This is a genomic window from Streptomyces sp. NBC_00459 (assembly GCF_036013955.1).
In the GTDB taxonomy this organism is placed as follows: Bacteria; Actinomycetota; Actinomycetes; order Streptomycetales; family Streptomycetaceae; genus Streptomyces.
The window spans coordinates 5,769,444-5,792,239 of sequence record NZ_CP107903.1 but is presented as its reverse complement, the minus strand read 5'-3'; the positions used below and the strand labels follow the sequence as shown (position 1 = coordinate 5,792,239).

Below are 22,796 nucleotides of genomic sequence, written 5' to 3'. Positions count from 1 at the left end.
TTGGCCCTGAGACGGGGCGACCCTGCCTGACCAACGGTGCGTTGGGCATCGCGCACCAGGTCGACACCGAGAGACGGCCGGCCAGCCTCACACAGCACGTATGCCTGTTCCGCCATCGCGTGCGCGAGGTACATCGGAGCCTCAGCGTCGCGTGCGGCACGCTTCGCGAGTTCGTAGTGCCGCCAAGCCCGTTCGACTGCTCCTGAGTCGATAGCCTGCCACGCGGCCAGGGTCGACGCCCCCGCAAGCGCGAGTGCCACGGGTCGGCGTGTGATGGGAAGCACCGCGAAGTTCAGTGCGTCTTCCAGGCGGGCGAGATGCCCCGTCATCTGGTCGACGAGACCGGCCGCCCTGAGTCAGTACCTCGGTCACAGCGACCCCAGGGTTCACGCTCCGGACGTACACGCACCTGATGCCGAGCAGCGAGGGGCGCACCCGGAAGGCCATCGAGATGCACTACCAATCACCTGTCCGCGACTAAACAGCTGTGTCCTCACGTTGCCGCAGGTCAAACGTATTGGTGCAGGTCATCCTGCACCAACAAATTCAGACCCAACGAATCGAATACTATATCGCGGCGAGTCAGGCTACTTCTTCAGACGAAAACCCGTGAGCTCACGCATTTTCAAAATGAACTCCTCCGTTGCGGCACGTGCCCCTGGTCTGTCAAATCCTCGATCACGGAATTTTTTGCGCATTACAGATCGCAGGATCTTCTCCCAAACCACAACGAAGTCACCCCTGGGAATCTCAAGGAGCACGCGAGGATCATTCTGCTTTGTCATGAATCGATCACCAGGGCGCCCAGGCAACAAGTAGAGTGCTTGAGTCATCAATATTGAATCAATCAGAATTCCGCGAGAAGCCACATCGATGCCAAGCGTCACAGTCATCGGGGCTGGCCGAATAAACTCAAGGTGAAGCAGAACCTGGTTTTCGCCACCCAAGGTCGTACCCCACTGAGATTTGCAATCTCCGGATGAAACGTACTGATGCACCCTGACCAGCTCATCCAAGTCAGGGCGTGCGGTCGTGTCGACGATTAGCACAGGAATCAACCGACCATCACCGACCAGGTGCGAAGCCATCGCCGCATCTCCGACAACCTCAAGGGGCTTCGGAGTGCGAACCACTTTTCTAGCGGGCCTCCGCCCGGTGGGCTTTCTCATTACGCCACAGCACCTCATTGCGCTACATTTACTTTTAGATATCTGCCGGGATTATTGATTCCACCACAAGCGGTCTACCGTGCCCCATTTCCAGCACAATGACGAACCTGTCCACGTCATTTCCAGACATCAGATTGCTCGCAAATTTAAAATGAATCCACCCTTCAATGGCAGCCCGCGCCGAAACATTCACAGGGACTTCCAAGCTGGATTCATTACCAAGATACTTAACCTCCTCCTCCTGCACTCGCTCGGCCGGTATCTTTACAGTGGTCACAACACCGTCCGGGGTGCGGTAGTCGATCCCCATTTCGGCGCGTGCGACGAAGTTCCCAGAATCCGCAGAGTTCCCGATGTGAACCAGAAACGAGTATCGCTCGAAACCATCCAGCTCCCTGCGCTTACTTTGCATAAGCTCGACTTGGGGATCGATAGCCCTTCGCGCTTCTTGCTGTATCGCGATGCTCAGGTTCTTTTTCGCCGTACGGCTGGTGCTCCAAGTTCGCGTAAGAGCCGTCAAAGCCGTAACCAAAGCCCCCAGGGATACCAGGTTGGACCCTTTTGCGAACCACTCAGGAATCATCAAGCTGTACCCGCCCCTCCCACTTCACGGTCGACCAACCCTGTGAGGGCAGACACCGCACACAAGGTCAACTGTAGGCGGCATACTGCCCTCATGGTTCGCGATTGAGCGATCGCGAACCAGCAGAGGTTCCCCCTGACGAGCCCCCTAGCGGCACCGACCATCCCGCCGATTGCCCGCCTCCTCGGCATCACGGCCCACAGACGGCCCCACTGCACGCTCGCAGCTTCCACAAGTCGCATACGACCTGCTCAGGGGCATCTCGCGCGACCGGTGGTCGACTTCATCTATTTCTGGCCGCTGTACACGGGGACGGCGATTCCGATCGATTCCTGGCGTTCACGTATGTGGCTGGATACCTGGGTCTAGTCACAGGGTCTCTTCGCTCCTGTCGCTCTGGTCACTCTTGGGCCAAGAGACGGAAACTCCCCTCACAGCAGCCCCTCAGGCCACTTACAGTGCATAGGCCAACGGGGAGGGGAGTACTCATGCGCAAGGGAGCCAAGGCCGTCATCGTCGGGTCCGTGTTCACGGTGATGGTCGGCGGGGCCGGTTACGGCGCGTTCAACATCGTGTCCGCGCTCAGCGAGGACAGCGGCGCGGAGAGCGTGAAGACCGGGCCGCCATCGAAGGACGAGACAGCGGAGACCAGCGAGAAGTTCTTCGCGGCCTGGGAGAAGGGGCAGGCGCAGGCCGCCGCCGACCTCACCGACAACGCCGCGCCGGCCGCCACGCTGATCGGCGACTACAAGGCGACCGCGCACATCACCGGGGTGAAGATCACCCCCGGGACGCCCACCGGAGCCACCGTGCCGTTCTCGGTGAAGGCCACGGTGTCCTTCCAGGGCAAGAGCAAGCCGCTCGCCTACACCAGCAGCCTGACGATCGTCCGGGGTACGACGACCGGGCGGGCGCTGGTCGACTGGAAGCCGTCGGTCCTGCATCCCGGCCTCAAGGCCGTCGGGGACTCGCTGGTCACCGGGGAGGCGGGCAGCCCGCCGATCGAGGCGCTGGACCGGGACGGCAAGGTCCTGACGAAGGAGAAGTACCCGTCCCTCGGGCCGATCCTGGACACCCTGCGGGCGCGCTACGGCGACAAGGCGGGCGGTACGCCGGGCATCGAGCTGATGGTCCGGCACGCCGACACCAACGTCGCCGACACCTCGCTGGTGACCCTCTCCGAGGGCACCCCGGGCAAGCTGGAGACGACGCTGAGCGCGAGCGCGCAGGACGCCGCCGAGAAGGCGGTGCTGAGGTTCTCCGAGTCGTCCGTGGTCGCCGTACAGCCGAGCACCGGTGAGGTGCTGGCGGTCGCCAACCACCGTACGGACCAGTTCAACGCGGCCTTCGAGGGCACGCTGGCGCCGGGCTCCACGATGAAGATCGTCACGGCGGCGATGCTGATCGACAACGGCGTGACGTCGATGAACGGCCCGGCGCCCTGCACATCGACGGCCATCTGGAAGAGCCAGACCTTCAGCAACCTCAAGGGCATGGAACCGAACGAGAACGCCACCCTCGCCAACGACTTCATGCGTTCCTGCAACACCGGTTTCATCAAGCTGATCGACGGCACCGACGCGAACCCCCTCACGGACGAGTCGCTGACGACCGAGGCCCAGGAGCGGTTCGGGCTCGGGCAGGACAACTGGAAGACCGGGATCACCTCGTTCGACGGCAGCGTCCCCGCCTCCCCCGGCCCGGACCGCGCCGCCAACGCGATCGGCCAGGGCCAGGTCCAGATGAGCCCGCTGAACATGGCGTCGGTGACGGCCACGGCGATCACGGGTGAGTTCCGGCAGCCGTACCTCGTGTCGCCGGACCTGGACGGCCGTCAGCTGGCGACGGCGAAGGGGTTGCCGGCGAGCACGTCCGCGCAGCTCAAGGAGATGATGCGGATGACGGCGACCCAGGGCACCGCCCAGGAGGCCATGGCCGGGCTGAAGGGGGACATCGGCGCGAAGACCGGGTCCGCCGAGGTGGACGGGCAGGCCAAGTCCAACAGCTGGTTCACCGGGTTCCGGGGCGACATCGCGGCGGCGGCCATGACCCAGGAGGGCGGCCACGGAGGCGACGCGGCCGGGCCGATTGTCGCAGCCGTGCTACGGACAGGCGGCTGAACTCACCCGCACAGCACGGGACTCTAGGCTGGTCGTTGTCGTTGAGGTGTACGTGAGGGCAACGGGGACCCTGAGGATTACCGCGGAGGATCGGGAGCTGTGGGCACGAGGGGCAAGAAGAAGCGCGTCGCCGAGCGGCAGAGCGCACGGAAGACCAGACCCGCCGTGATCGGCGGGATGATCGCCGTGGTCGTCGGCGGCGCCGGTTTCGGCGTCTACGCGCTGTACGGCGCCGGGGCGGCGGCCGAGGACGGCTCCTCGACGTCGGCGGCCGACAAGAAGCCGTCGGTGCCGACCGGCCCGGTGTCCGCGACCCAGGTCAAGGCGGTCGCCACGCAGTTCCTGACGTCCTGGCAGACGGGCAGGACCGCTCAGGCTGTCGCTGCCACGAACGACACCACCAAGTCGGCCACGGCCCTCCTCACCGGCTACACCAAGGACGCCCACATCACCGGCGTGACGATCACCCCGGGCACGGCGACGGGCGCCAAGGTCCCCTTCACGGTGAAGGGCACGGTGACGTTCGGCGGCACGAGCAAGCCGCTGACGTACGAGAGCGCCCTGACGGTGGTCCGTCGTACGTCCGACGGGAAGCCGCTGGTCGACTGGCACGCGTCGGTCGTCCACCCCGACCTGGCCGACGGCGACAAGCTCCTCACCGGGGAGTCCGGCACCCCGCCGATCAAGGCCGTCGACCGGGACGGCGGTGAGCTGACGCTCAAGAAGTACCCGTCGCTGGGCACGATCCTGGACAGCCTCAGGGAGAAGTACGGCAAGAAGGCCGGCGGCAAGGCGGGCATCGAGCTGCGGGTCGTGCGCGGTACGGCGTCCAAGGCCGCGAAGTCGGCCGACAAGACGCTGCTGGAGCTGAGCAAGGGCACACCGGGCACCGTGAAGACGACGCTGAGCCCGGGGCTTCAGGCGGCGGCGGAGGCACAGGTCCTGAAGAAGCCGAAGTCGTCCGTGGTCCTCATCCGCCCGTCGACGGGTGAGGTGCTGGCGGTGGCGAACCAGTCGCACGGCTTCAACACCGCGTTCCAGGGCTCGCTGGCGCCGGGCTCAACGATGAAGGTCATCACGTCGTCGCTGCTCATCGAGAAGGAACTGGCGTCGCCGGACAAGGCGCACCCGTGCCCGAAGTACTCGACGTACGGCGGCTGGAAGTTCCAGAACGACGACGAGTTCGAGATCAAGGGCGGCACGTTCAAGGCGAGCTTCGCGCGGTCCTGCAACACGGCCTTCATCAGCCAGGCGAAGGAACTCGACAACGACAGCCTGACCAAGCAGGCGCAGCAGGTGTTCGGTCTCGGCATGGACAACTGGGCGGTCGGCGTCTCGACCTTCGACGGATCGGTGCCGGTGCAGTCGCAGGCGCAGATGGCGGCTTCGCTGATCGGGCAGGGCGGGGTGCGGATGAACCCGCTGAACATGGCGTCGGTGGCGGCGACGGTGGAGTCGGGCGTGTTCCGGCAGCCGTATCTGGTCTCGGCGGAGGTGGACGGCCGTACGTTGGCGAAGGCGTCGCGGACGATGTCGGCGTCGACGCTGTCGCAACTGCGGGAACTGATGCAGTACACGGCGGCGTACGGGACGGCGGCGGAGGCGATGGCCGGGCTCGGCCCCGACTACGGAGCGAAGACGGGCTCCGCGGAGGTCGACGGCCAGGACAAGCCGAACGGCTGGTTCACCGCGTACCGGGGAGATTTGGCGGGCGCGGGTGTGGTTGTGCAGGGCGGGCACGGAGGGAGCACGGCGGGCCCGATCGTGGCGGCACTGCTGAAGGCGGGTTCGTAGGTCCGGGAGGGGGCGCGCCCGACGTCAGCCGGCAACCCGCGCCCCCGCCGTGTACGTACGCCGCAGGAACCTCGTCAGTGTCTTCGTCTCGAACTGCACCACCGACACACCCCCCGCCGAGTGGAACTCGACCACCGCCTGCACCCGACCGCACGGCCACACCCGCACCTCGCCCGACCCCACCGGCGCCCGCAACCCCTCCTCCAGGAGGGACCGCGAGAACGTCCACTCGTGCGGGCCGGGCAGACCGATGCGGACCGCGCGCGGATCCGCGTCGGGGTCGTAGCGCAGGACCACGGGGACCGCGTCGCGGTCGTCGTCCTGGGCGTCCGTGACGATATGGGCTCGCGCGTACTGCTCGACTACGGACATCAGACGGCCCCTTACGCTGCGTAACCTGTGCAGAAGCTGTGAATCCGCTTCCACTTCCTCTCCAATGTCGCATATTTTCCCAAATACGCAGCAAATTGCTTTCTCATCGCTCTTGCAAGACGTTCGCAACAAGCCACTATCATCGAACGGTGCATGTGCCCGATGGATTCATCAACGCCCCCGTCTCCGTAGCGGCCGGAGTCGTCGCCGCCGGCGCCGTCGCCGTGAGCCTGCGCGGCGCCCGGCGCGAGCTGGACGAACGGATCGCGCCACTCGCCGGTCTGGTGGCCGCGTTCATCTTCGCCGTGCAGATGCTGAACTTCCCGGTCGCCGCCGGGACCAGCGGACATCTGCTCGGCGGCGCGCTGGCCGCGATACTCGTGGGCCCCTACACAGGGGTCCTGTGCGTGTCCGTCGTCCTGCTCATGCAGGGCATCCTGTTCGCGGACGGCGGCCTCACCGCGCTCGGCGTGAACATCACGGTCATGGCCGTCGTGACGACCGTCGTCGCCTACGCCGTCTTCCGCGGACTGGTGAAGGTGCTCCCCAGGAAGCGCCGTTCCGTCACCGTCTCCGCCTTCGTCGCCGCCGCGCTCTCCGTACCGGCCGCCGCCCTCGCCTTCACGCTCGTCTACGCCGTCGGCGGCACGACGGACGTCCCGATCGGCCGGGTCCTCACCGCCATGGTCGGCGTGCACGTCCTGATCGGGCTCGGCGAGGCCGCGATCACCGCGTTCACGGTCGGCGCCGTCATCGCCGTACGACCGGACCTCGTGTACGGCGCCCGGGGCCTGACCCGGAAGCTCCAGCTGCGCGTGAACGGCGAACTGGTCGACGCGGCGCCCGAGCCGCAGCCCGCTTCCCCCGTCCTCGCCCCCTCCCACCGCACCCGCAACGTCTGGCTCACCGGCCTCGCCGCCTCCCTTCTCCTCGCCGGTGTGGTCAGCTTCTACGCCTCCGCCAGCCCCGACGGCCTGGAGAAGGTCGCCGCCGACAAGGGCATCGACGCCAAGGTCGAGGACCACGCCGCGGCCGACTCCCCGCTCGCCGACTACAGCGTCGAGGGCATCACCGACGGCCGGCTCTCCGGCGGCCTCGCCGGCGTGATCGGCGTCGGCGCCACGATCGTCGCCGGGACCGGCGTCTTCTGGGCGGTACGCAGGCGCCGTACCGACGAGGACACCCCGGCCGCCTCCGTCACCCCGCGCGCGAGCGCCTGACATGGGCGCCGGGCACGCCCACCGGCTCTACCGGCACGCGCACTCCCCCGTGCACGCGCTGCCGCCGCACACCAAGCTCGCCGCCGCGTTCGCCTTCGTGATCGTCGTCGTCTCGACGCCCCGGGAGGCGGTGTGGGCCTTCGCGGTGTACGCCGTTCTGCTGGCGGCCGTCGCCCGCGCCGCCCACGTGCCCGCCGCCTTCCTCCTCAAGCGCCTGCTGATCGAGATCCCCTTCGTCGCCTTCGCCGTGCTCATGCCGTTCGTGGCACAGGGCGAGCGGGTGGAGGTCCTGGGCATGTCGCTCAGCGTGGGCGGCCTCTGGGGCGCCTGGAACGTGCTCGCCAAGGGCACCCTCGGTGTCGCCACCTCCGTGCTCCTCGCCTCCACCACCGAGCTGCGCGAACTCCTCCTCGGCCTGCAACGCCTCAAACTCCCGCCGCTGCTCGTGCAGATCGCCTCCTTCATGATCCGGTACGGCGACGTCATCGCCGACGAGATGCGGCGGATGCGGATCGCCCGGGAGTCCAGGGGGTTCGAGGCGCGCGGAGTCCGGCACTGGGGCGTGCTGGCGAAGTCCGCGGGCGCGCTGTTCATCCGGTCGTACGAGCGGGGCGAGCGCGTACATCTGGCCATGATCAGCCGGGGGTACGCCGGTTCCATGCCCGTCATCGACGAGGTGACCGCGTCCCGGGCACAGTGGTCGTACGCCTTCGCCCTGCCCGTGGCCGCGCTCGCCGTCTGTCTGCTGGGATGGTCCCTGTGACAACACCCTCGCTCTCCCCCTCCCTCGAAGTCGCCGGGCTGGCCTACGCCTACCCCGACGGCCACCAGGCCCTCTTCGGCGTCGACTTCTCCGTCGGGCGCGGTGAGCGGGTGGCGCTGCTCGGGCCCAACGGGGCCGGCAAGACGACGCTCGTTCTGCACCTCAACGGCATCCTCACCGGCGGGGCGGGGACGGTCACCGTGGCCGGGCTGCCCGTCGGCAAGCGGCACATGGCCGAAATCCGACGCAAGGTCGGGATCGTCTTCCAGGACCCCGACGACCAGCTCTTCATGCCGACGGTCCGCGAGGACGTCGCCTTCGGGCCCGCCGCCGCCGGGATGAAGGGCGAGGAACTGGAGCGGCGCGTCCGTACCGCCCTCGACCTGGTCGGCATGGCGGACTTCGCCGGCCGGCCGCCGCACCATCTCTCGTTCGGGCAGCGCCGCCGGGTGGCGGTGGCGACCGTGCTCGCCATGGAGCCCGAGATCCTCGTTCTCGACGAGCCGTCGTCCAACCTCGACCCCGCCTCGCGTCGCGAACTGGCCGACATCCTGCGGTCGTTGGACGTCACCGTCCTCATGGTCACGCACGACCTGCCCTACGCCCTCGAGCTGTGCCCGCGCGCGCTGATCCTCAGCGAGGGCGTCATCGCCGCCGACGGACGCACCGGCGACCTCCTGGCCGACGACGACCTGATGCGCGCCCACCGCCTGGAACTGCCCTACGGCTTCGACCCGCGCTCCGTCTCCACCGCCCGCACCACCTGACGACGGGCATGTGGACAATGGGCGCGTGATCGAACAAGAGGACGCGCACAACGGCACACACGATCCCGGGTCGCCGCGCCTCGACGACCAGCTGTGCTTCGCGCTGTACGCGGCCCAGCGCGCGGTGACCGCGGCCTACCGTCCGCTCCTGGAGGAGCTGGGCCTCACCTACCCGCAGTACCTGGTGCTGCTGGTCCTGTGGGAGCGCGGCGAGGTGACCGTGAAGGAGCTGGCCACCGCCCTGTGCCTCGACTACGGCACGGTCTCGCCGCTGCTCAAGCGGCTGGAGGCGGCGGGGCTGGTCCGCCGGGAGCGGTCGGTGCTGGACGAGCGGTCGGTGTCCGTCCGCGTCACCGGGCGAGGGGCGGAACTCCGGGAGCGCGCGGCGCGCGTACCGGGAGCGCTGCTCGCGGCGACCGAGCTGAGCGGGGGCGAGGTGGCCCGGCTGCGGGGCGAGCTGTGGGAGCTGGCGGAGCGGGCGCAGGGGGCCGCCGACCGGGCCCGTCCGGCCTGAGGCCGGCCACTGACCTCAGGTTACCGGCGGTTCCTACCCCCGGGTAGCGATTACACCCCTACCAGCCGGTACCTTGTGCACGATGTAGTTGCGGTATTCGCAGTATCTACACATGTTCCTGTTGTCCGCTTTGGGGGAGGTTCCGCCGTGACTGACGCCGATATCGACGTCGAGGCCCGTACCGCCGATATTCGTCCGGACACCCGTCCGACGAAGATCATGTACGTCGCCGAGGCCACCGCCCACGGCGGCCGGGACGGCGATGTCACCAGCCAGGACGGCCAGCTCGCGCTGAAGGTGGCGATGCCGCCGCAGATGGGCGGCGACGGCAACGGCACCAACCCGGAGCAGCTTTTCGCCGCCGGTTACAGCTCCTGCTTCCACAACGCCCTGGTCCTGGTCGGCCGCCGCGAGGGCTACGACCTGACCGGCTCCACGGTCGCCGCGAAGGTCGGCATCGGCCCCAACAAGCAGCGCGGCTACGGCCTCGCGGTCGCCCTGAGCGTCTCGCTGCCGATCCTGGACCAGGACATCGCGGCCAAACTGGTGGACGCGGCGCACATGGTCTGCCCGTACTCCAACGCCACCCGCGGCAACATCGACGTGACGATCATCCTGGGCTGATCCCCTCCTGGGCCGAGGAATCGGGAGCGGGTAGATGCGCGTTACACCCGCGTGGACCCGGTGAACCTGAACCTGAATCTGAACCCCGACGTGAACGTGAACCTGAACGGCACTGTGGCCGAGGGCTTCGAGCCGGTCCGGGACGCGTTCGTGCAGAACTTCGCGACCGGCGGCGAGCCCGGCGCCGCCGTCACCGTGTACCGGGACGGACACCGGGTCGTCGACCTGTGGGCCGGCGTACGCGACTTCGACGGGGACGCCGGCTCCGGCTCGGCGCCCTGGGAGCACGGCACCGCGCAGATCGTGCGCTCGGCGACGAAGGGCGTCGCCGCCGCCGTACTCCTGATGCTGGCCGAGCGCGGCAGGCTGGACCTGGACGCTCCCGTGGGCGAGTACTGGCCGGAGTTCAAGGCGGCGGGCAAGGAACGGACCCTCGTACGGCACCTGCTCGCGCACCGCGCGGGCGTCCCCGTGCTCGACCGGCCGCTCACACCGGCACAGGCCGCCGATCCCGCCCTCGGCGCCGCGGCGGTCGCGGCACAGGCGCCGGCCTGGGAGCCGGGGACGGACCACGGGTACCACGCCCAGACGTACAGCTGGCTTACGGGCGAGCTCGTACGACGGGTCAGCGGGCGCACGATCGGCGACTGGGTCGCCGCCGAGATCGCCGGACCGGCCGGCCTCGGCCTGTGGATCGGGCTGCCGGACACGGAGGCGGGGCGCGTGGGCCGCGTGGGCCGGGTACAGACACCGGAGACGGCGGGCCCGGGCCTCAGAACGCGCCCCAAGCGGTCCGTCGCCGACGCCTACGCCGACCCGGACTCCCTCACCAGCCGCGCCTTCACCGCGATCACCCCGATGCCGGACGAGAACGACCCCGCGTACCGGGCCGCCTCCCTCCCCGCCTCCAACGGCATCGCCACGGCCGACGGACTCGCCCGCTTCTACGCCTCACTGATCGGCCGGGTCGACGGCGGAACCCGGCTGTTCACCCCGGCGACGGTCGAACTCGCCCGACGCGAGCAGTCGGCGGGCCCGGACCGTGTCCTGGTCATCGGCACCCGCTTCGGCCTCGGCTACATGCTCCACGGCACCGCCTCGCCGCTCCTGACACCCGGTTCCTTCGGCCACCCGGGGCGCGGCGGCCCCCTCGGCTTCGCCGACCCCGACACAGGCATCGCGTTCGGCTATGTGACGAACGGCTTCCGCAGGAGCGTGACGGCGGACGGGCGGGCACAGGCGCTGGTACGGGCGGTTCGGGGGGTGGTGGGGGTGTAGGCGGGAGCGCTGAGCCACCCCCCGGCCACCCGGTTGCCCGTCCACAGGCCTGTGGACTATCCCAGGGCAATCGACCTCGACGTACGCCCCGACGCCTCGTCGATCTCGTCGTGTGCCTTCGTCAGCAGCTTCATCGCCAGTTCGTTGAGGGCGCGCGCCCCGGCGATCTCCTCGCCGATGCGCGGCTGGTTCTCGTCGGACCGGTGGCGGCTGGCGTAGCCGTTGGCCCGTACCTCGCTGCCGTCGGCGAGCCGCACGAGGGCCGCTGCCCGTGTGCGCTGCTCGTCCTCCTCGAACTCCAGCTCCACATGCCATCCCACTGCGGTGTGCGTCATGACGATCACCTCCGGTACCGCTGCTTCCAGAGTGCTCCTGTCGCCCCTCGCACGCACGTGTGCCGGGCGCACCGGGGCCGGCGGACCCGCACGGCGTCCGTTGTGTGACGTTCGTCGCGATTACCCCGGGCCAGGGATGCGCGCGCACCCTCAGCCGTACGCTGCAAGAACCCCCGCACCGACCGCACCGACGCCAAGGAGTTGTCGTGCCCCATACCTCCGGCCGCCTCCGCCCCCACGGCAGCCGTTAACGGGCCACGGGCACGTTCCAGATCATGCGCTGCTGTCTCTCCGCTCCCCTGGCCGCCCTGGCGGCGTTCCCCGCCCCCCGCGACCTCGTCCGTTCCGGCGCGCTCCTCACGCCCGCCGTACTCCGGTCCGCGCTCGCCGCGCGCCGGGAACGCGTCACGCGCGCCGACGTCGTGACGGCCCTCCACCTGGAGCTGGTCACGCTCACCGAGGACAGCGCCGTCATCACCTGGTACACGGCGGTGCCCGGCACCGACGACGGTTTCGGCCACCTGATCCCCGCGGTCACCGAGGGCGAGGTCGTGTACGGCACCCACCCCGCCCACCTCGACCGCACGGCGTCGGAGGGCCGGCCGACCGCCCACCACTACGTCGAGCTGACGGACCTGGAACCGGGCCAGACGTACTACTACCAGGCCCGTTCGCGGGGCCGGGCGGCCACACCGACCCCTCTGCACCTGGTGCGCGGCAACGCGGTGGGCACCTCGCTGCACGGCCTGGGCTCGCACGGCGGCCCCTACTCCTTCACGACTCCCCAGCCGCCTCCCGGCCGCCACCTCCTCTCCATCGCGCTCTGCAACGACCTGCACCTCGGCGAGACCACGGCGGGCCGGGTGGCCGGCGTGCCGATGCTGCGCGGGGTCTCGCAGCGGCCGGGCCTCGACCCGTATCCCGAGATCATGAGCCGGGCCATGGTCGAGGAGGCCCACCGGCGCGGGGCGGACGTCCTGCTGGCGGCCGGGGACATCTCGGCGGCCGGCGCACCCCGGGACCTGGCCGAGGCCCGCCGCATCCTGGACGGCTTCGGCACCCACGGACGGGACTACTTCGTCGTACGGGGAAACCACGACCGCCCCAGGCACCCCGACGACTCCTTCCGAGACGGCTTCCTGGGCGGCGCCGACGGTCCCGGTTACTTCGCGCGCGACCTGGGAGGCCTGCGTCTGATCGGCCTGGACACCTACGAGAAGAACGGCAACGGCGGGGACGCGGGCGGGCTGAGCGCAGAGCAACTGGCCTGGCTCCGGGCCGGCCTGAGGCGCGACCGGGACCAGCCGACCGTCGTCTTCGGCCACCACCCGCTCACCACACGGGACTCGGTCTTCCCCATGGGGCGGGGTCAGCGCCTCGACCGCGGCCAGGCCCGCTCGATCGTCGACGCCTACGCCTCCTCCCCCGGCGTCTTCCTCCACCACGCGGGCCACACCCACCGCAACAAGCGCACGGTCCTGACCGGCGCGTCGCACGTCACCCAGCAGGAGGTCAGCGCGGTGAAGGACTACCCGGGCGGCTTCTGCCTCCTGCGTGTCCACACCGGCGGCTACGCCCTCAACTACTACAAGAACAGCAGCGTCCCGGCCCGCGCCTGGGTCGAACGCAGTCGCCTCACGGCAGGCGGCCTCTGGCCCCACCACGCCCTCGGCCGCTCGGTGACCGACCGCAACAGCATGCGCCTCCACGACCTGTCCGGCGTACGTGCTTACCTGCGCGCGTGACAGACGACAGCGCGCCGATGCCAGCCTCTTTCCGTGTCCGCCCCCGCACGGAGGCCGACCTCGAAGCCTGCGTACGGGTGCTGGCGACGATCCACGAGCAGAACGCGTATCCCCTCAACTGGCCGACCGATCCGGCCGGTTGGCTCACCCCACGGTCACTCCTCGCGGTGTGGGTGGCGGAAGAGACGGGAGAGGTGGAAGAGACGGGAGAGGCGAACGGTCGGGGGATCGTCGGTCACATCGTCCTGTCCCGCAGCGAGGAGGGCGACGCGGCGGCGGCCCTGTGGGACCGGGGTCCGACGGCCGTGATCAACCGTCTGTACGTCGATCCGGCGGCCCGTGGCCGGGGAGTCGGCGCGGCGCTGATGGAACGGGCAGTGGCGGAGGCGCGGTTGCGCGCCCTGCACCCCGTACTCGACGTGGTGTCGACGGACACAGCGGCGGCGGCCCTGTACGAGCGCCTGGGCTGGACGCTGCTGGCGGAGGTGGATCAGGAATGGGGCCCGGGGCAACAGGTGAACGTCCGCTGTTACGCGGCCCCGACATCCTGAGCGGGCGCGTGCGAACGCCTGCCGGAATCGCGGGTGCCCGCCGGGCGTCGGCCCCGGCATGACCTCCGACCAGCGCACGATCACCAACCCGCCCGCCCTGCACGACCCGACACGCTTCGTCTACAGCCACGCGGTGTCGGCGCCCGGTGAAACCGTGTACATCGGGGGCCAGTACGCCTCCGACGCCACCGGCGCTCCCGTACCGGGCGACTTCGCCGCCCAGGTGGATCTGGCCTTCGACCGGCTGCGTGCCGCGCTCGAAGGGGTCGGCCCCGGCCACGAACACGTCGTGCGGCTCGGTACGTTCGTCGTCGTCGACGACGACCTGGACAGGCTGGAGACCCTCGGCAAGGCCCTGCACGCCCGCTTCGGCGACCGGCTCCCGGCTCCCGGCTCCCGGCACAGACGCTCAGCGGTGTCGCCTGGCTGGCCCTGCCGGGGATGGCGCTCGCCCGATTCGGGGCTTCTCGATTCGTCTGCCCCCCTTCTCCCCTCCACCCGTTCGCGAGGACCGCCGAGAACCGAACGCGTCCCACCTGCGTGATAGCGGAGAACGCGTTGGCATGCACAGGGGAACGGGGGAACGCGAGTGGCATCCACAGCACGCTCGAGAACGGTGGCGCTGGCCGCCATGTTGGCCGGGGCACTGGTCACGGGGGCGATATCGGTGGGCGGTCAGCAGGCGCAAGCCGCCGGCACCACCACGCACGAGGGGACGAAGGTCCCGGCGAAGGCAAAGCCGGCGGCGACCGTCACGCTGATCACCGGCGACCGCGTGGCCGTCGGCCCCGACGGCCAGGTGGTTCGGCTCGTGCGCGGCAAGGACCGCGAGGGGATGGGCTTCTCGGTGCGGCGCACGGACTGCCACACGTACGTCGTCCCGCAGGACGCCCTGCGCCTGGTCGCCGACGGCGTGCTCGACCGGCGGCTGTTCGACGTGGCGCAGCTGGTCAGGGACGGTTACGACGACGCGCACCGCAGCGCCATGCCACTGATCGTCGGTTACCGCCGGGACGGCGCCGGAGCAGGTGCCCGCACCGCCACCCGCGACCCGTTCGCGGGCGTGGCCGTCCGGGAGCGCCGTACTCTGCCCGCGGTCGACGGCGAGGCCTTCGAGGCGCCCAAGACCGGTGCTCCGGCGCTGTGGGCGGCCGTCACAGACCACTCTTCGGCCCGTACGGCGGGCGGTGGCAGGGCAGACGGTACGACCACCCCCGCGCCCGTCGCCCATGTCTGGCTGGACGCGAAGGTCCGGGCCACCCTGGCCGAGAGCGTGCCGCAGATCGGTGCGCCCACCATGTGGCAGTCGGGCTACACCGGCAAGGGCATCAAGGTGGCGGTCCTGGACACGGGTGTGGACCAGACCCACCCGGACCTCAGGGGCGTGGAGACGGCGGAGAAGAACTTCAGCACGTCCTCCGACGCCAAGGACCGCTACGGACACGGGACGCACGTGGCCTCCATCCTGGCCGGGAGCGGGGCCAGGTCCGGCGGCCTTTACAAGGGCGTGGCGCCCGGCGTGCGACTGCTGGACGGCAAGGTCCTGGCCGATGACGGCAGCGGAGCCATGTCGACCGTCGTCTCCGGCATGCAGTGGGCCGTCGACCAGGGCGCGAAGGTCGTCAACATGAGTCTGGGCTACCCCGACGAGCCGGGTGCCGACCCGTTGGAGGCGGCCGTCGCCCGACTCTCCGGCAAGGCCCTGTTCGTGGTGTCCGCGGGCAACGAGGGTGGCGAGACCCTCACCATCAAGTCGCCCGGCAGCGCCCCCGCGGCACTCACCGTCGGGGCCGTGGACAAGAAGGACGAGCTCGCCGCCTTCTCCAGTCGCGGCCCGAACCTCGACGGGGCGCCCAAGCCCGACATCACCGGCCCGGGTGAGGACATCACCGCCGCCCTGACCACGCAGAGCGGGGAGCCCTCGGGCGAGGGCTACACGTCGATGTCCGGTACGTCGATGGCCGCCCCGCACGTCGCGGGCGCCGCCGCCCTGGTGCTCCAGCAGCACCCGGACTGGACCGGAGCCCGGCTGAAGGCACTCCTGACCGGTTCGGCCAAGCCCAACCCGCTGTTGAACGCCCACCAGCAGGGCTCGGGCCGGGTGGACCTGACGCGTGCCGCCACGGCCCTGGTCGTCTCCGAGCCCGGCTCCCTCGGCTTCGGGAAGCACTCCTGGCCGCACGCCGACGACAGGCCGGCCGCCAAGACCCTCACCTACCGCAACTACGGCACCCAGGCCGTCACCCTGCGTCTGACCGCCTCCGGGACGGACTCGTCGGGCCGACCCGCCCCGGCCGGCCTGTTCACCGTCAAGGACGCCCAGCTCACCGTGCCGGCCGGCGGCACCGCGAAGACCACCGTCACCGCGGACACGCGCAAGGGCGCCGTAGACGGGGTCTTCGGCGGCACCGTGCTGGCGTCGGGAGGCGGCCAGCAGGTGCGCACCGGTCTCGTCGTCGAGCGGGAGGTGGAGTCGTACGACGTCACGGTGCGGCACATCGACGCCGACGGGGCGAACCCGGCCACCTACGCGACGACGATCAACTCCGTCGGCGGGCAGGGCATCCGCACGGAGCTTCCGTACCGCGCGAACGGCACGGTGGTCCAGCGGCTGCCCAAGGGGTCCTACCAGCTGGACAGCCTGGTCTTCGCGGAGGACAACGAGGTGGGCTTCTTCGTCCAGCCGGTCCTGGAGGTGAACAAGAACGTCGCGATCACCCTCGACTCCCGCAAGGCGAAGCCCATGGCGGTGAAGGCCCCGGATCCGGCCGCGAAGCTCGTCACCTCCATCGTCGGCTACTCCGACGCCGCCGCGGGGTCCAACTCCTGGTCCACCAACGGGGTGCCGCCGGTCCGCACCGCCGCCCTCGGCCCGGCGTCCGACACCATGCGGGCCCAGTTCAACGGCGTGTGGAAGACGCCCGGCGCGGCCGGCAAGAACATCGACTACCGGCTCGTCTTCCAGCGCAAGGGCAGCTTCTTCACCGGCCTCAACCGCACCGTCACCCGGGCCGAGGTCGCCGAGGTGAAGCTCGGCTTCGGCGCCTCCGTGACGGGGGCCAAGGGCCAGGTCCACATCACGCCGCTGGACGAGGACGGGAGGAGCCTCGCCATAGGCGAACCGCAGGAGCAGAACCTGCCGCAGGCCACCACGCACTACCTCAGCACGGCCGGCGTGCGCTGGTCCTGGAGGGCCGTGCAGCTCAACGCCCGCAGCGAGGTGCGCATGGTCTACACGAAGGAGGAGGTCACCTACCGGCCGGGCTCCCGTCACACGCTGAAGTTCAACACCGGTGTGGTGGGCCCCGATCTCGGGGCGGGCAGCCCCTACCAGCAGGGCGCCGAGCGGATCGGGGACTCCGTCCTCGCCATGGTCCCGCTGTTCAACGACGGCGGCGGCAACCTGGGTTCCTCGGTGGTCACCGGCGGCTTCACCCGGCTGGAATCCGGTGGGCGGATCCTCGCCGAGGGCCCGGCCACGGAATGGCTGAGCACCGAGGTTCCCGCCGCCTCCGCCGCGTACCGCCTGACGGTCGAGGCGAGCCGTTCCGCCGCTGACACCTCCACCAGCACGAAGGTGGCAGGGGTGTGGACGTTCACGTCGGCCCGGCCGGCGTCGGGCACCACGGCCAGGCTGCCGATGTCGACGGTGCGGTTCGCGCCGGCGCTGAGCCTGCGCGGCACGGCGCCGTCGGGAGGCACCCTCACGGTGCCGCTCAAGCTGAGCGGCCCGGCCGCCGCCACGGGGCAGCTCGCCACGCTGACCGTGAAGGTCTCCTTCGACGGCGGCCGGACCTGGCGACCCCTCACCGTGACGACCGCCGCGACGGGGGCGCGCTCGGTGAGCGTGAAGCACCCGGCGACCGCCAAGGCCGTGTCCTTCCTGGTGGACCTGAAGGACAAGGGCGGCAACACCACCCGCGAGACGATCACCAACGCCTACCGGCTCGCCCCGTGAGGTGACCCCACCACGGTGACCATCACCCGGCACCGATGAACCCTCCGGCCCGGTCTCCGCACCTGCGGGGCCGGGCCCAGGTCATGAAGGTGACCTCGTGGCTGCGTCCGCTCGGCGGCCGGAGGGGTTCAGGCAGCGGAGTCGGACGGGTCGCGTGTCTGGTCCGCTCCGGCCTCGGTCGCCGTCACCGGCTCGGCCCGCCGTCGACCGATTCCCGAGCGGGGCCGGGTGATGGCGTAACCGAAAGCCGTGGCCAGCGCGTACATGAGAACCGAGTAGACAGCACTGGGGACCGCCACCGTGGTGTTGTCGAGGATGCTGAGTGCGATGGTGAGGGCAACAGTGGTGTTGTGAATCCCCACCTCCATGGCGCTGGCGACAGCCTGAGGTTCACTCAGGCGAAGGGCCCTGGCACCGCCGTAGCCGATACTGAGGCTCGCCAGACAGAAGAGGCCGGTGACCAGGCCGACCTGGCGAAGGTAGTCCGCGAGGTTCTCCCACTCTCCCAGCAGCGCCGCCAGGGACACCGCGACCAGCATGGCGATGGAGAACACACGGACCGGACGGTCCGCTCGGGCGGCGAAGTCCGCGGAGCGTTTCCGGACGAGCATGCCGAGACCGACCGGGACGAGCACGATGGCGATCACTTGCAACACCTTGCCGACCTGCAGTCCCAGGTCGCCCTCGGCATCGAAGTAGCTGATGGCCAGGTTGGTGATGAGCGGAATGGTGACGGCTGCCAGCACGGAATTGATCGCGGTGAGCGTGACGTTGAACGCCACATCCCCGCGGAACAGATGGCTGAAGAGATTGGCGGTGGTGCCGCCCGGCGACGCGGCCAGCAGCATCACGCCCACTGCGAGCAGCGGGTCCACGTCGAAGATCTGCACCAGCCCGAAGGCGAGCAGCGGCAGCACCACTGTCTGCACGATCAGCGCGAAGACGACCGCTTTCGGCGAACCGGCCACGCGCTTGAAGTCGGCAGTGGTGAGCGAGAGCCCAAGGCCGAACATGATGATGGCGAGCGCGACGGGCAAGCCGGTCGTGATCAGCGCTGAATCGTTCATGCCCCACGCCTCCTGGATGACAGGCAGCGGAGACTGCGAAATGCCGCCGCACGGCCCGTAGATCGCCACAGTGAAGCAGTTGCCAAGTCCATGTCACAAGGTTCGAGCCAGGCCGGTGCGATATGTGTACGCCGCGCCTGGGTGGCCCCAGGGTTCGCGGGTCTCCCTACCCGGCGTGCAGCATCAGCCCGATGCCGACGACGAGCAGCCCGGCCGCGGCGATCCTCGGCGCCCCGAACCGCTCCTTGAAGAACACCGCCCCGATGGCCGCCCCGACGATGATCGACGATTCCCTGAGTGCCGCCACAGGGGCGAGTTCGGCCCGGGTCTGCGCCCACAGCACCAGCCCGTACGCTGCCACCGACAGCGCGCCGCCGAGGAGTCCGATGGCGGCGAACGGCCGTACTGTCGCAAGGAATTGGCCCCGCCAGCGGTACCACGCGTAGGCGGGGATCGCGATGCCCTCCAGGGCCATCAGCCAGGCGATGTAGCCGAGCGCGGAGCCCGAGGCCCGTACGCCCAGACCGTCGACGACGGTGTACGCGGCGATGGACAGCCCGGTCGCCAACGCGGCCCCGATCGCCGCCCAGTTGGGCCGCCGCCCGCGCATCCCCCACAGCGCGACCCCGGTAAGTCCCGTACAGGACACGGCGATTCCGGCCGCCGCCCAGCCGTTCGGCACCTCGTGGGCGAACACGGCGGCGAGCACGGTGACGACGAGGGGCGCGGTACCGCGCGCGATCGGATACGCCTGCCCGAAGTCGCCGAGCCGGAAGGACCGCATGAGCAGCACGTAGTACGCGATGTGGATGAGGGCCGACGCGACGAGATACGGCCACGCCCCGGCAGCGGGGATCGGCAGAAACGGCACCCCGGCCAGCCCGAGCACCATCCCGCCACCCGCGATCAGCGTGAACCCGACCAGCTTGTCGGTGATGCGGTGCGCGAGCGCGTTCCAGCAGGCGTGCGTGACGGCGGCGAGCAGTACGGCGGCGGTGACGGCCGGGGTCACGAATCCGCCGACTCGCGCACGTCCACGAGGGTCGCGCCGGCGTGCGCGATCAGGGCCTTCGGCTCCATCGGGAACACGGTGTACGGAGTTCCGGCGGCGGCCCAGACGACGTCGTGCTCCAGCAGCGAACGGTCCGCGAGGACACGGGTCCTGGTCCGGTGCCCGAAGGGCGGCACACCCCCGATGGCGTACCCGGTGGTCTCCCGTACGACGTCCACCTTGGCGCGGGTGACCTTCGCGGCCATGAGTTCGCGCCGGACGAGCTCGACGTCGACGCGGGAGGCGCCGTCCATGAGGACGAGGACCGGGACCCCGTCGGCGGAGAAGATCAGCGACTTGCAGATCTGGCTCAGCTCGCATCCGATCGCGGCGGCGGCCTCGGCGGCGGTACGGGTCTCGTCGGGGAACCGGCGGATACGGGAGTGGAGTTCACTGAGGCCCAGCTGGTCGAGGGCCTCGGCGAAACGGGAAGACGTGGTCATGTCCAGCACGCTAGCGGGCGGACAGATGCATCACGAAACGAATTCCGGGTACCGGCATCCGGCATACGCAGGAGGGGCACCCCGCCGCGGCGCGGGGTGCCCCTCCTCATCTCCTCATCCTGCTGTCCTGCCGGCGACCGGCTCAGACCTGTACGAGCTCCCGGTCCTCGTCCTTCGGACGGTTGTCGTCGTCCAGGGCGCGCAGGCCCTCGCCCTCGACGTCCACGTTGGGCAGGACGCGGTCGAGCCACTTCGGCAGCCACCACGCCCGCTTGCCCAGCAGGGCCAGTACCGCCGGGACGATCGCCATGCGGACCACGAACGCGTCGAAGAAGACAGCGATCGCCAGACCGAAGCCGAAGAGTTTGATCATCGACTCGCTGGAGCTGATGAAGCCCCCGAAGACGGCCATCATGATGATCGCGGCGGCGACCACGACCCGGGCGCTGTGCTTGAAGCCGGTCACCACGGCGTTCGACGGTGACTCGCCGTGGACGTACGCCTCCCGCATCCGGGTCACGAGGAACACCTCGTAGTCCATGGCGAGACCGAAGACCACGCCGACCATGAAGATCGGCACCATCGACATGATCGGGCCGGTCTCCTCGACGCCGAGCAGGCCGCTCAGCCAGCCCCACTGGAAGACCGCGACCACGGCACCGAGCGCGGCGAGGACGCTGAGCAGGAAGCCCAGGGCCGCCTTGAGCGGGACCAGGATGGAACGGAAGACCAGGATCAGGAGCAGGAAGGCGAGGCCGACCACCAGGCCCAGATACGGGATCAGGGCGTCGTTGAGCTTCTGCGAGAAGTCGATGTTCATCGCGGTGGTGCCCGTGACCAGTACCGTCGCGCCGGTCTCGGCCTTGACGTCGGCGCTCTGGCCGCGGATCGCGTGGACCAGGTCCTCGGTCTGGGTCGAGGACGGCTTGGAGTCCGGGATCACGGTGATCGTCGCGGTGTCGCCGGCCTTGTTGAACTGAGCCGGGGCGACCGTGACGACGTCCTTGAGGCTCTTGATCCGCTCGGCGAGCTTGTCGACGCCGGCCTGGGGATCGGCGGTGCCCCGGGCGTCGTAGACGGCGATCAGGGGACCGTTGAAGCCGGGGCCGAAGCCCTCCGACAGCAGGTCGTACGCCCTGCGCTGGGTCGTGGACGTCGGCTGCGAGCCGTCGTCGGGCAGGCCCAGCTCCAGTTGGGTGACCGGGAGCGCGATGGCCCCCAGACCGAGCACGCTGAGCATCAGTACGGCGACCGGCCGGCGGATGACGAAGCGCGCCCACCGGGTGCCCATGTTGGGCGCGACCGGCTCGGCCCGGCCACTGCCACTGCCACTCGGCTCGACCTGGTCGTTCGCCTCGCTCGTGTTCGTCCTGCTCTGCCCGCCGTTCTTCCGGCCCGTCGGCTGGACCTTGCGGCCCGCGTATCCGAGCAGCGCCGGGATGAGGGTCAGTGCGATGAGTACGGCGACCACGACCGTGCCGGACGCGGCGAGGCCCATCTTGGTCAGCATCGGGACGTTGACGACCGCGAGGCCCGCCAGGGCGATCACGACCGTGAGGCCCGCGAAGACCACCGCCGAGCCGGCGGTGCCGGTGGCGCGGCCGGCCGCCTCCTCGCGGTCGCGGCCGTCGGCCAGCTCGCCGCGGTAGCGGGAGACGATGAACAGCGCGTAGTCGATGCCGACCGCGAGCCCGATCATCAGCGCGAGCGTGGACGTGCTGTCGCCGAGGTCGAGCGCGTTGGCGAGGGAGGCGATGGTGGCGCCGGCGATACCGACGCCGATGATCGCCGTCAGCAGCGGCAGTCCGGCCGCGACCAGCGAACCCAGGGTGATGACGAGGACGACCGCGGCGATGGCGATGCCGACGGCCTCGCCGATCGCCCCCGGCTCGGACTGCGCCTGCAGCGCGTCACCCCCGACGTCGACGGTCAGCCCGGTGGCCCGGGCCTGGTCGCCGGCCTTCTCCAGGGCGTCCTTGGTCGAGTCCGTCAGCTCCATGCCGGGCAGCGTGTACTTCACCGACGTGTAGGCGACCGTCCCGTCCTTGCTGACTGCGCCCGTCGTGAACGGGTCGGTGACGGAGACGACTTCGGAGCCGTCGCCCAGTTGCTTGACGGTCTTGGCGACGGTCGCCTTGTTGGCGGGGTCCGTCATCTTCTGACCGTCGGGTGCCTTGAAGACCATACGGCCGGTCGCTCCGTCGGCGCTGGCGCCGGGGAAACGCTGTTCCAGCAGGTCGAAGGCCTTCTGGGCCTCCGTACCCGGAATGGAGAAGGAGGTGGTGCCCGCGGCGGGCGCGCTGGCCGCGGAAACTCCCGCGATCGTCAGCAGCGCCACCCATATCAGGGCGACGAAATGCCGTCGCCTGAAGGCGAGTCGGCCGAGTTTGTAGAGGAACGTGGCCACGAGGGGGGTACTCCCGGTCGGGTCGTTGAACAGCA

The 22,796-nt window shown here is 69.8% G+C and carries 19 protein-coding genes and 3 pseudogenes; 13 read left to right on the top strand and 9 right to left on the bottom strand.

All coding sequences use genetic code 11. From position 1 onward, the window contains the following. Positions 1-2 precede the first annotated feature (2 nt). Positions 3-350, bottom strand: a pseudogene (locus tag OHN74_RS25665) (XRE family transcriptional regulator); the annotation flags it as partial. Between OHN74_RS25665 and OHN74_RS25660 the strand changes: the two are divergent. Next, positions 349-481 (top strand): annotated as a pseudogene (locus tag OHN74_RS25660) (site-specific integrase); the annotation flags it as partial. The pseudogenes OHN74_RS25665 and OHN74_RS25660 sit on opposite strands and share 2 nt — an antisense overlap. Before the next feature lie 106 nt (positions 482-587). On the opposite strand, the gene OHN74_RS25655 reads toward OHN74_RS25660, so the two are convergent. Continuing rightward, positions 588-1,088, bottom strand: coding sequence for a hypothetical protein (locus OHN74_RS25655; protein WP_327696948.1), 501 nt, complete (start codon positions 1,086-1,088; stop codon positions 588-590). A 115-nt stretch (positions 1,089-1,203) separates the two neighbouring features. Continuing rightward, positions 1,204-1,755 carry a hypothetical protein gene (locus OHN74_RS25650; RefSeq protein ID WP_327696947.1) on the bottom strand — a complete coding sequence of 184 codons (552 nt, stop codon included), beginning with the start codon at positions 1,753-1,755 and terminating at the stop codon, positions 1,204-1,206. 485 nt (positions 1,756-2,240) lie between these two features. Here OHN74_RS25650 and OHN74_RS25645 point away from each other — a divergent pair, with 485 nt between their 5' ends. Both OHN74_RS25645 and OHN74_RS25640 read left to right on the top strand, forming a co-directional pair. After that, the gene (locus OHN74_RS25645; RefSeq protein ID WP_327696946.1) at positions 2,241-3,872 is read left to right on the top strand and encodes a penicillin-binding transpeptidase domain-containing protein; all 1,632 of its coding nucleotides are present in this window, start codon (positions 2,241-2,243) and stop codon (positions 3,870-3,872) included. Between the two features lie 99 nt (positions 3,873-3,971). Beyond that, positions 3,972-5,666 (top strand): penicillin-binding transpeptidase domain-containing protein, encoded by a 1,695-nt coding sequence (locus OHN74_RS25640; protein ID WP_327696945.1) that lies wholly within the window; start codon positions 3,972-3,974, stop codon positions 5,664-5,666. Between the two features lie 24 nt (positions 5,667-5,690). On the opposite strand, the gene OHN74_RS25635 is transcribed toward OHN74_RS25640, so the two are convergent. Next, positions 5,691-6,038, bottom strand: coding sequence for an SsgA family sporulation/cell division regulator (locus OHN74_RS25635; RefSeq protein WP_327696944.1), 348 nt, complete (start codon positions 6,036-6,038; stop codon positions 5,691-5,693). A gap of 149 nt (positions 6,039-6,187) precedes the next feature. On the opposite strand from OHN74_RS25635, the gene OHN74_RS25630 reads away from it, so the two are divergent. From OHN74_RS25630 to OHN74_RS25605, 6 genes are all read left to right on the top strand, one after another. Continuing rightward, positions 6,188-7,258: an energy-coupling factor ABC transporter permease gene (locus OHN74_RS25630; protein ID WP_327696943.1), complete on the top strand. Its 1,071-nt coding sequence runs from the start codon at positions 6,188-6,190 to the stop codon at positions 7,256-7,258. Between the two features lies 1 nt (position 7,259). After that, on the top strand, positions 7,260-8,021 hold the full coding sequence (gene cbiQ / locus OHN74_RS25625; protein WP_327696942.1) for a cobalt ECF transporter T component CbiQ: 762 nt from the start codon (positions 7,260-7,262) through the stop codon (positions 8,019-8,021). Beyond that, entirely contained in the window at positions 8,009-8,788 is a 780-nt protein-coding gene (locus OHN74_RS25620; protein ID WP_327696941.1) for an energy-coupling factor ABC transporter ATP-binding protein, read from the top strand. The genes cbiQ and OHN74_RS25620 overlap by 13 nt, the downstream gene beginning before the upstream one ends. A gap of 25 nt (positions 8,789-8,813) precedes the next feature. After that, positions 8,814-9,302: a MarR family winged helix-turn-helix transcriptional regulator gene (locus OHN74_RS25615; RefSeq protein ID WP_327696940.1), complete on the top strand. Its 489-nt coding sequence runs from the start codon at positions 8,814-8,816 to the stop codon at positions 9,300-9,302. Positions 9,303-9,449: 147 nt separating this feature from the next. Further along, positions 9,450-9,926: an organic hydroperoxide resistance protein gene (locus OHN74_RS25610; protein ID WP_443060443.1), complete on the top strand. Its 477-nt coding sequence runs from the start codon at positions 9,450-9,452 to the stop codon at positions 9,924-9,926. Positions 9,927-10,022: 96 nt separating this feature from the next. Next, positions 10,023-11,204: a serine hydrolase domain-containing protein gene (locus tag OHN74_RS25605; RefSeq protein ID WP_327700268.1), complete on the top strand. Its 1,182-nt coding sequence runs from the start codon at positions 10,023-10,025 to the stop codon at positions 11,202-11,204. A gap of 56 nt (positions 11,205-11,260) precedes the next feature. Here the strand turns inward: OHN74_RS25605 and OHN74_RS25600 are convergent, their stop codons facing one another. Next, complete coding sequence (locus OHN74_RS25600) at positions 11,261-11,539, bottom strand: DUF1876 domain-containing protein (protein WP_327696939.1); 279 nt, start codon at positions 11,537-11,539, stop codon at positions 11,261-11,263. A 275-nt stretch (positions 11,540-11,814) separates the two neighbouring features. Between OHN74_RS25600 and OHN74_RS25595 the strand changes: the two genes are divergently transcribed. The 4 genes and pseudogenes from OHN74_RS25595 to OHN74_RS25580 all read left to right on the top strand — a co-directional run bounded on the left by OHN74_RS25595 (position 11,815) and on the right by OHN74_RS25580 (position 17,793). Beyond that, entirely contained in the window at positions 11,815-13,284 is a 1,470-nt protein-coding gene (locus OHN74_RS25595; protein ID WP_327696938.1) for a metallophosphoesterase family protein, read from the top strand. Between the two features lie 17 nt (positions 13,285-13,301). After that, on the top strand, positions 13,302-13,835 hold the full coding sequence (locus OHN74_RS25590; RefSeq protein WP_327696937.1) for a GNAT family N-acetyltransferase: 534 nt from the start codon (positions 13,302-13,304) through the stop codon (positions 13,833-13,835). Between the two features lie 58 nt (positions 13,836-13,893). Then, positions 13,894-14,279: pseudogene (locus tag OHN74_RS25585) on the top strand (RidA family protein); the annotation flags it as partial. Between the two features lie 145 nt (positions 14,280-14,424). Next, complete coding sequence (locus tag OHN74_RS25580; protein ID WP_327696936.1) at positions 14,425-17,793, top strand: S8 family serine peptidase; 3,369 nt, start codon at positions 14,425-14,427, stop codon at positions 17,791-17,793. 128 nt (positions 17,794-17,921) lie between these two features. Here OHN74_RS25580 and OHN74_RS25575 read toward each other — a convergent pair whose 3' ends face one another. From OHN74_RS25575 to OHN74_RS25560, 4 genes are all read right to left on the bottom strand, one after another. Beyond that, positions 17,922-18,860, bottom strand: a complete 939-nt coding sequence (locus OHN74_RS25575) for a bile acid:sodium symporter family protein (protein WP_443060572.1) — start codon at positions 18,858-18,860, stop codon at positions 17,922-17,924. Between the two features lie 166 nt (positions 18,861-19,026). Beyond that, the gene (locus tag OHN74_RS25570; protein ID WP_327696934.1) at positions 19,027-19,872 is read right to left on the bottom strand and encodes a DMT family transporter; all 846 of its coding nucleotides are present in this window, start codon (positions 19,870-19,872) and stop codon (positions 19,027-19,029) included. Next, positions 19,869-20,354: a YbaK/EbsC family protein gene (locus OHN74_RS25565; protein WP_327696933.1), complete on the bottom strand. Its 486-nt coding sequence runs from the start codon at positions 20,352-20,354 to the stop codon at positions 19,869-19,871. The genes OHN74_RS25570 and OHN74_RS25565 overlap by 4 nt, the downstream gene beginning before the upstream one ends. A gap of 142 nt (positions 20,355-20,496) precedes the next feature. Beyond that, positions 20,497-22,761, bottom strand: a complete 2,265-nt coding sequence (locus tag OHN74_RS25560) for an MMPL family transporter (RefSeq protein ID WP_327696932.1) — start codon at positions 22,759-22,761, stop codon at positions 20,497-20,499. Positions 22,762-22,796 lie beyond the last annotated feature (35 nt).